10 protein-coding genes and 2 pseudogenes are annotated in these 7,535 nt (G+C 65.0%); 2 read left to right on the top strand and 10 right to left on the bottom strand.

Annotation, left to right across the window (positions count from 1 at the left end; all coding sequences use genetic code 11):
* Positions 1-168 precede the first annotated feature (168 nt).
* Positions 169-549, top strand: a complete 381-nt coding sequence (locus tag M7H19_RS12840) for a DUF4158 domain-containing protein (RefSeq protein ID WP_298181026.1) — start codon at positions 169-171, stop codon at positions 547-549.
* Positions 443-1,772: pseudogene (locus M7H19_RS18650) on the top strand (Tn3 family transposase). Before M7H19_RS12840 ends, M7H19_RS18650 begins: the two are co-directional and overlap by 107 nt.
* Here M7H19_RS18650 and M7H19_RS12825 read toward each other — a convergent pair.
* The 10 genes and pseudogenes from M7H19_RS12825 to M7H19_RS12785 all read right to left on the bottom strand — a co-directional run.
* A complete protein-coding gene (locus tag M7H19_RS12825) occupies positions 1,738-2,355 on the bottom strand; it encodes a LysE family translocator (RefSeq protein ID WP_298181027.1) in 618 nt (205 codons plus the stop codon). The pseudogene M7H19_RS18650 and the gene M7H19_RS12825 overlap by 35 nt on opposite strands.
* A 5-nt stretch (positions 2,356-2,360) precedes the next feature.
* Positions 2,361-3,179 carry a guanitoxin biosynthesis heme-dependent pre-guanitoxin N-hydroxylase GntA gene (gntA, locus tag M7H19_RS18645; protein WP_363321374.1) on the bottom strand — a complete coding sequence of 273 codons (819 nt, stop codon included), beginning with the start codon at positions 3,177-3,179 and terminating at the stop codon, positions 2,361-2,363.
* Positions 3,180-3,477: 298 nt separating this feature from the next.
* On the bottom strand, positions 3,478-3,648 hold the full coding sequence (locus tag M7H19_RS12820) for a hypothetical protein (protein WP_298181024.1): 171 nt from the start codon (positions 3,646-3,648) through the stop codon (positions 3,478-3,480).
* Positions 3,649-3,660: 12 nt separating this feature from the next.
* Positions 3,661-4,134 (bottom strand): hypothetical protein, encoded by a 474-nt coding sequence (locus M7H19_RS12815; RefSeq protein ID WP_298181023.1) that lies wholly within the window; start codon positions 4,132-4,134, stop codon positions 3,661-3,663.
* A gap of 262 nt (positions 4,135-4,396) precedes the next feature.
* Positions 4,397-4,789, bottom strand: coding sequence for a hypothetical protein (locus tag M7H19_RS12810; RefSeq protein WP_298181022.1), 393 nt, complete (start codon positions 4,787-4,789; stop codon positions 4,397-4,399).
* 297 nt (positions 4,790-5,086) lie between these two features.
* Positions 5,087-5,419, bottom strand: coding sequence for a YnfA family protein (locus tag M7H19_RS12805; RefSeq protein WP_298181021.1), 333 nt, complete (start codon positions 5,417-5,419; stop codon positions 5,087-5,089).
* 78 nt (positions 5,420-5,497) lie between these two features.
* Entirely contained in the window at positions 5,498-6,139 is a 642-nt protein-coding gene (locus M7H19_RS12800; protein WP_298181020.1) for a hypothetical protein, read from the bottom strand.
* A 22-nt stretch (positions 6,140-6,161) separates the two neighbouring features.
* Entirely contained in the window at positions 6,162-6,464 is a 303-nt protein-coding gene (locus M7H19_RS12795; RefSeq protein ID WP_298181018.1) for a hypothetical protein, read from the bottom strand.
* Positions 6,465-6,516: 52 nt separating this feature from the next.
* Positions 6,517-7,107 carry a hypothetical protein gene (locus M7H19_RS12790; RefSeq protein WP_298181017.1) on the bottom strand — a complete coding sequence of 197 codons (591 nt, stop codon included), beginning with the start codon at positions 7,105-7,107 and terminating at the stop codon, positions 6,517-6,519.
* Between the two features lie 299 nt (positions 7,108-7,406).
* Positions 7,407-7,535 (bottom strand): annotated as a pseudogene (locus M7H19_RS12785) (IS5/IS1182 family transposase); the annotation flags it as partial.

The following is a 7,535-nucleotide window of genomic DNA, read 5'->3' as shown; positions in this document are numbered from 1 at the left end:
ACCGGCCCCTGCTGACACAGCCAGGGGCTTGGGGAACATCGGAACTGTGGAAACTGGCGCTAAAGCCTCTGATGCCCTGATCTGCTGGTTGACGGCCTTGATCGTTTTGCTGAAGCTTCGCTGCGGTTCCGCCGCAGTGGGTGGATGTAGATCTGAAAGGCCAGTGAGTTGCCAGTTGAGTTTCTGTCCGATGAGCAGGCTGCGGCCTACGGTCGGTTGCCCGAGGTGTTGTCGCGGGCGGAGCTGGAGCGGTTCTTTTTCCTCGACGACGTCGACCGGGGCCTGGTGGAGGCCCAGCGCCGGGACCACAACAAGCTCGGCTTCAGCTTGCAGCTGGTGACCGTGCGCAACGTCGGCGCGTTCCTCGACGACCCGCTGGACGTGCCGGTCGAGGTGGTGGACTATCTCGCCGAGCAGCTCGGAATCGCCGACCCCGTCGTGTGTGAAGTCCTACGGCGAGCGGGAGAAAACCCGCTTCGAGCACGTCTGGGAGCTGTGCCAGGTCGGCGGCTGGTACGAGTTCTCGACGGTGGAGGACGAGCTGGGTGAGTGGATCGAGGCCCGCGCCTGGACCACTGGGGACGGGCCGAAAGCGCTGTTCAATGCGGCCGTGGCGTGGTTGCGGGAACGCCGGGTGTTGCTGTCGGGCGTGTCGACGCTGGCGCGGCTTGTGGCGGCGCGGTGTGAGGCGGCGAATCAGCGGTTGTGGGCGACGCTGCATCAGCTGCTCGACGACGAGCAGCGCGCCGCCCTGGACGGGCTGCTGGAAGTCCCTGATGCGCACCGGAATTCGGATCTGGATCGGATGCGGCGGCCGCCGGTGCGGGTGTCGGGTCCGGCGATGGTCGACGCGTTGCAGCGGGCTGCGGAGATCCTCGGGTTGGGCTTCGCCGAGGTCGACACTGAGGTGGTGCCGCCGCGTCGGCTGGCGGAGTTGTCGCGGTACGGGGTGCAGGGCAAGGCCAGCCTGCTGCGCCGCCACGACGATTCCCGGCGGGCGGCGACGCTGTTGGCCACGGTGACCTATCTGCAGACCCGGGCGGTGGATGACTCCCTGCACGTCCTGGACGTGCTGTATGACCGCGACGGCGGACAGAAACCACAGATGATCGCCACCGACACCGCCTCCTACTCCGACATCGTCTTCGGGCTGCTCACCCTCGCCGGATACACCTACGCCCCAGCTCGCGGACCTGCCTGATCAGAAGCTGTGGCGTATCGACACCAAAGCCGACTACGGGCCGTTCGCCACCGCCGCCCGCAGCCGGATCGACCTGGACAAAGTGCGGCGGAATTGGGAGGACATCCTGCGGGTCACCGCCTCGATCCACACCGGCGCCGTCCGCGCGCACGATGTGATCCGGATGCTCTCCCGCGACGACCACCCCACCCCGCTCGGCGAAGCCATCACCCATTACGGGCGGATCTACAAGACCCTGCACGTGCTGCGCCTGGTCAACGACACCGGCTACCGCCGCGACATCAAAGCCCAGCCCAACCTGCAGGAAAGCCGCCACGCGCTGGCACGCCGGATCTTCCACGGCCAACGCGGCGAACTACGCCAGCGCTACTACGAAGGCATGGAAGACCAACTCGGGGCGCTGGGCCTCATCCTCAACGCGATCGTGCTGTTCACACCCGCTACCTCGACGCCGCCATCACCGAACTCCGTGCCAGCGTCAACAGCTGTGCTGTGCCATGTGCCGGTACTCCGTCGGATGATGGTGGCTACGGTAATCAACCGGTTGCGAGCGTCACGACGCCGAGACTGATCAGCACGACACCGCTTGCGCGCTCGAGGGTCGTGCCCACCTTCGGACCGCGCAGCCAGCGCATCATCCTGGACGCGCCGAACGAGACGAGAGCCAACCAGGTAAACGCCACAACCGCGTCGACGCACCCAAGCAGGAACGTCATCTCGACGACGTTCGCATCGCGTGGCACGAACTGTGGTACGACTGCCAGGAAGAACAGTCCGATCTTCGGATTGAGAACTGCGGACAGCAGTCCTATCCCACCGGCTCGCCACCAGCGCACGCGCTCGGGCGCACCCGTCGTGCTCGCCTCGGTCGCGTCACGGGCGTGGAGCGCCTGAACTCCCAGGTAGATCAGATAGAGCGCGCCGAGTACGCGCACGACCGTGTACCCAACACTCCAGTTCGCCAGAAGCGCCGCAAGGCCGACACCTGCCGCAACAGCCCAGAACAGCGAACCAACGGCAGCGCCTCCGGCCGCGCAAAGACCGGCGCCCGCACCGGATCGAACAGCGAGGCGGAGCGCGATGAAGGTGTCCGGGCCGGGCGTGACCGCGAGCACCACGCACAACCCAGCGAACGCGAGCAGCGAGGTCAGCATGGACGTCACATGCTGTGACCGTACCCGGTCTCGGCGCCAGGCTGGAATGGGCACTTCCAGTCATTCTCAACGGCGCGACCGGAGTACTGGCGAGCTTCGCTACTTTGGCCGTGATCATCGAGCACGGGATTCTCGGATCCTTGTAATCGACGATCACGTTTTCGGATCGCTGATTTCATTCCCTCCATCCGTCCCTCACGGCGTAATGTGACGAACTGGTCGTGTGGGTTGAAAACCAGAGTTGGCCAGCTAAAACGTCGAGACCACCGAGATGCTGCCGGATGGAGTCCGACTACAAAGAGACCTCGCCCGCCGACACTGAAGGAGAAGCTCGGGTCATGTGGATCTCTACTTACTTCGTGATCCCAGCCCGACTCAATGACGTCGAGATCGTGCAACTCTTGCAGTTGACGCCACAGCAGGTTTTCGAACTGTTCTTCGGACGATGTCGCAGGTCCGTCAAAGACGGCCACAAATGTGGCAAGCGACTCCCCGCCGCGGGGAAACTCCGAGATGAAAGACCAGAGATCTGCGAGCAAGCCAAGGGTGGCTCTCGCGTATGTCATCTCTGGATACACGCCAAATCGTAGTGTCCCCCGACGCAGGGCAGAACGTGCTCCAAGGCACGGAAAATAGTCGTTCTTGACTAGAGACGCGAAGGAATCGTAGATGAACGAAGCTTTAGCAGTTGACTGTTGTGCAACACCGTGTTGATTGACATTTTGCGGATTGTTCCGCTGGCGGGAATGTGGTAAGCCGTCAACGAAGCGTGCGCTTCGGGCGTTATTATCGGCGGACCAATCCGCTCTGACATCGGCCCCCATGCAGGTCGATAATTGAACGTGAAAGTGTGCCAGGAGTTCTGCGCTTCTAGTGACCCAGGATCACTGGACATACTGGGGTTAATCGATATGTAACACCACCGATGCAAGCAGAGATCACCCAATTGCCGCACAGTGATGTCAATTGCAGGCCTGCGACCCATCCGGTAACTGAGCGTGCATCACCTCGTGCTCAGTCCAAGTCCGCACATCGGACTCGCTGACGTGTTTGGACATCACGAGCTTGCCCACCGTGTCGTCGCCAGTTCCAAGAACGATCGAGGTCCGAGGTAGAACTCGGCTACCGGCGGCTGTCACCGGGGGCTAGCAGGCTGGTGACCTCGGCCAGCGCCCGGTCAGAGGGTTTGAAGTAGCGGCGGACATTCTCCGGCTTCTTGTGCCGCGACTTCGCCATCAACAGCAACAGCGACGCGCTCTGCTCACCGAGGTGAGTCAGCGCCAAATGGCGCAATTCGTGCAAATCCTACCCACTGCCCGACCCCTGGAGCGCAGTGTGGGCGTCAAGCAGGGCGCGGGCCTGGCCGTAAGACAGCCGGGCCCGCCCGGTGTCCGGGCAGGTATCGCGGGAGCCGAGGACCTTGCCAGGCCCGGGGCGGCGGTGGGCGAGGAACACCGGGCCGCAGGTTCGGTCCTTGAGCAGCCGGGGCAGTAGGCGGGCGGTTCCAGCGTCCCAGTAGACAATCTCCAGCACCACGTCCTCGCACGCCTGCCCGCGACGGCGAACCTTTGCCCGCGCGCCCTTGGCCTTCACCGCGGCGCGGCGGGCGTTCCAGGTGTTGACCGCCGCCGTGCCCCACAGCAGTTCCAATGCCTCGCCGATCTCATCGTCGGCCACTGCTTCCAGCGGCCGCTGCTCACCGAGCCGGGCGGCGGTCTTGCCGACCGCAGTGGCGTAGCCGCGGATCGTGTTCGGGTTTCCCAGCGAGTCGAGGAACAACTCGGCCGACCGACGGTCAGCGCGGATGGGTTCGTCGGCAGCGCGACGACGGTGGACACCGCGTTCTTCCTTGCCTTGCCGCAGATAACAGGGTCGCTTCGCGCGCCATCGCGGGTGCGTTCCCGCAGAAGGCGATCAACGGTGCCGCAGATAATAGAGCGTTATCTGTGGGAAGACTTCAAGCGCCACCGACGACCGGAACCTCGTCAGCCGCCCACCAGCGCCGACGAACGCTTAGCGCACGATCCGACACGGATGTTCCTCAAGCCCCGGGTAGTTCGGGAGTCGTAACCAGGGCGGTGCGCAGGACAGCGAGGTCAAACCCCGGCAGGAAGAAGCCGGTGAACTCGAGGTCCGGCAACGCGACCTCGCCAGACCTCGTGAGCAGGAGATTCGACGAGATCGGGTCGCCGTGGTTCGGCAGGCACGGGGCCCCGCGGCGCGACACCTGGGCGAACAGGTCGAGCAACGCGACCCGGTCACCGTCGTCAAGGAAACCGAGTGCGTGGTAGCGCGCGATCCGGTTCGGATAGTCGAACACCGCACCCAACACCCCAGGCGGCGGCGCCCAGCGCGCGAACGCCGACACCGCGTCGAGCACCGCCCGCACCACCCGCGGGGCGAGCGGACGGTCGGCGTAGCGGGCGGTGCTCACCGGCTACGCCTACCTGTACAGCCGACCCGACCCCACGCTGCTTCCCGCCGTCGTCGACGCGCTCCTGCGCGAGGAGACCGCGTTCAACCAGTACTGGGCGTTGCGCGCCGTGTCGGCGATCGTGCCGCTCGGGCAACCCGTCCTCGGTGCCCGCCACCATCACCGAGACGCTCCGAGGCGTGCTGGAGCGGCTTCCTCCCCACTCCGCACGCCACGCCCACCTCAGCGCTCTGCTCTGAGGAACACCGCGACGCGCTGCTCAACCCACCACCCGGTCCCGTCCCGTGACGCCCGCGTTCACCCACGCGGCGCATACATGATCACGGCGACACCGACCAGACACACGAGCGCGCCGACGACGTCGAACCGGTCGGGTCGATATCCGTCCATGACCATTCCCCAGGCGAGCGAGCCGGCGACGAAGACACCACCGTAGGCGGCGAGGATGCGCCCGAAGTGCGCGTCGGGTTGCAACGTCGCGACGAACCCGTACGCACCGAGCGCGAGAACCCCGGCGCCGATCCACGCCCACCCGCGGTGCTCCCGCACGCCCTGCCACACCAGCCAGGCACCGCCGATCTCGGCGAGGGCGGCCAGCACGAACAGCAGGATCGAACGCACAACGGTCATGGGTCACTCCGAGAACGACTCGCCGGGGATCTCCCGCCAGTTCACCACCAGCCGGAAAGACCCGCCGCCCGGGGGCCGTCAGCGTCGGCCGCTCATCGATCGGGTTCGGTCGGCGCCGTCAGCGTTGACGCAAGCGACGTAGAAGCCGTCACACGGGCCGCGCGGGGCGCCCATCGAGCGGTTGGCAAACAGGCTGCGATCTTCAGCCTGGTCTGCAGCACTGACGCACAGGTGCAACTGCGACACCTGATGTTCAGGGTCCAGACCCCACGCGAAGTTGAACGGTTTGGTGGTGCCGTCCGCACCAGCCCAGTGCTTCATGTCATCCACGCAGTACCCCGAAGGCACCTCCACGGTGGCGGCCAGGTCGCGATACCCCCGCAGCACGGCGTCACGTTGCTCAGGGTTGGACGACTCCGGCCCGAACATGGTGGGTCCGAAATACTGCAGCAACGCTGGCGCGTCCTGGATGACGTTGCTCACCCATACCGAGAAGTCTCCGCCCCGGTCCCGGCAGGACTCCGCCGTCATCCACGCGGATCGCTGCCATTGCGGGCTGGCCGGCACGTACTTGCGTAGCTCTCCGGGCAGGTCAGCCATGTCGGCGTCGGGTTGAGCGTGAGCGGTGGAGATGGTGACGGAGGCGGCCAGGGCCGCCAACACCGTCAGGATGCGCACGAGAGCACTGCACCACGGTGACTGCATCAGTTTCCTCATCATCGGTTCTCCTCGCGGTGCGCGATCACTGCAGCAGGAAGCCGACGACGGAGGCCGAGCCGAGGATCACCGCGAGGCCAGCGACCACCCACGGGATGCTGACCGCGCCTTCGATGGCCATGTTGTTCCGGTTGCGTCGCCCGACGGCCATCATGATTCCCGCGGCGATCAGCGCCCCCACCGCGCCGACCAGCCCGCCCCATTTCATCCAGCCCAAGATGATGTTCGTCGCCTCTGTCAGCTTCCCTGGTGGCGCAGCGGGAGGAGGGTCAGGAACCAACTGCTGAGACACCCAGGACTGCGCTTTCCCCCACAGCGTGTACAACATTTCCTATTCCCCGAATTTCCTATTCCCCGAGAAGTAGTTGGTCTGACGAACGTCACCGCAGCTGGCGTGGAACAGCGCTTGGTGGCCCAGCGGGCACAGGCGGCCGCGACGATATGGCGGGCGCGGCCCTACCCGGTATCGATTGCTGAACAGCGCCAGCGCGCGGCATTCCGGTCGAGGCCGCAGCCCGCGTAGCTGCCTGAGCAGGGCCGGTGTACATCTGCTGGAGCGCAGCAGGCAACTGCCGCAATGCCTCGGCGATGTCCTTGGCTTTGGTGGGTACACGCGTTCCTGGCGGGTTGGCCATCTCCAACCACGCCCGCTGGTGGCTGATGTCGAAGCGTGCCGTGATGTGCGGCTGCACCTTACGCAGATGCGAGCGCGACTCCGCGATGGTCCCTGGAACGGTGTGCATGACCACCAGCACCGGCGACCGGAGACACACAGCCAATGCCGGCCCGAGTCTGGCGGTAGACGCCGCAGTGTTGGAGCTGACCAGCACATCGATCACGCCCCCTCGGTAGACGCCGCCGTCCTGGACCGGCAGGCCCGTGGCCAGGTACAGCACCCGCGCCCACGTGGAGGTCCCCACACCTCCAGCCACGCCCGCCACCAAAAGGGGCCGCATTTGCCCACCCGTCACCGTGTCTCCCCCATGTCCAGAACGGCCGGTTCCACAGAACGGTCCTCTGTGCCGACCGCCCCTTGCTGCTCACAACACAGCTACCGCCTCGTTGTAAGCAAAGATCCACCTATGACCTCCTCCGCGCCCGCGAATACGGCATCACTGGCGAAAGAATCACCGCACAGAATACGCACTGGAAACGCGGCGGAACTTTTTCCTTTTTAGGAATCGAGGCAGCTAGATATGCTTATATCGCAACAAAAACCCCCATCATCGGAGCGCCCCTTCTCGCTCCGAATGCTTTCTAAGAGCATGTCTCATTTCGCGAGTTTCTTGAAGCAGGTGAGGGCTGCGGCGAGAGTGAGGAAGGCGCAGAAGTGGTTGGCGTAGCGCTCGTAGCGTATGGTCAATCGTCGGTATCCGAACAGCCACGCGATACATCGTTC

The sequence above is a fragment of the Saccharomonospora sp. genome (assembly GCF_027317685.1).
In the GTDB taxonomy this organism is placed as follows: Bacteria; Actinomycetota; Actinomycetes; order Mycobacteriales; family Pseudonocardiaceae; genus Saccharomonospora.
The sequence above is the reverse complement of the archived record's forward strand: the minus strand, read 5'-3'. Positions and strand labels throughout refer to the sequence as shown.

Excerpts from the sequence above, each read along its gene's own strand:
- M7H19_RS12825 (WP_298181027.1), bottom strand. The coding sequence starts at position 2,355 with ATGCTGACCTCGCTGCTCGCGTTCGCTGGGTTGTGCGTGGTGCTCGCG.
- gntA (WP_363321374.1), bottom strand. The coding sequence starts at position 3,179 with ATGGGGGCCGATGTCAGAGCGGATTGGTCCGCCGATAATAACGCCCGA.
- M7H19_RS12805 (WP_298181021.1), bottom strand. The coding sequence starts at position 5,419 with ATGACCGTTGTGCGTTCGATCCTGCTGTTCGTGCTGGCCGCCCTCGCC.
- M7H19_RS12800 (WP_298181020.1), bottom strand. The coding sequence starts at position 6,139 with ATGATGAGGAAACTGATGCAGTCACCGTGGTGCAGTGCTCTCGTGCGC.
- M7H19_RS12795 (WP_298181018.1), bottom strand. The coding sequence starts at position 6,464 with ATGTTGTACACGCTGTGGGGGAAAGCGCAGTCCTGGGTGTCTCAGCAG.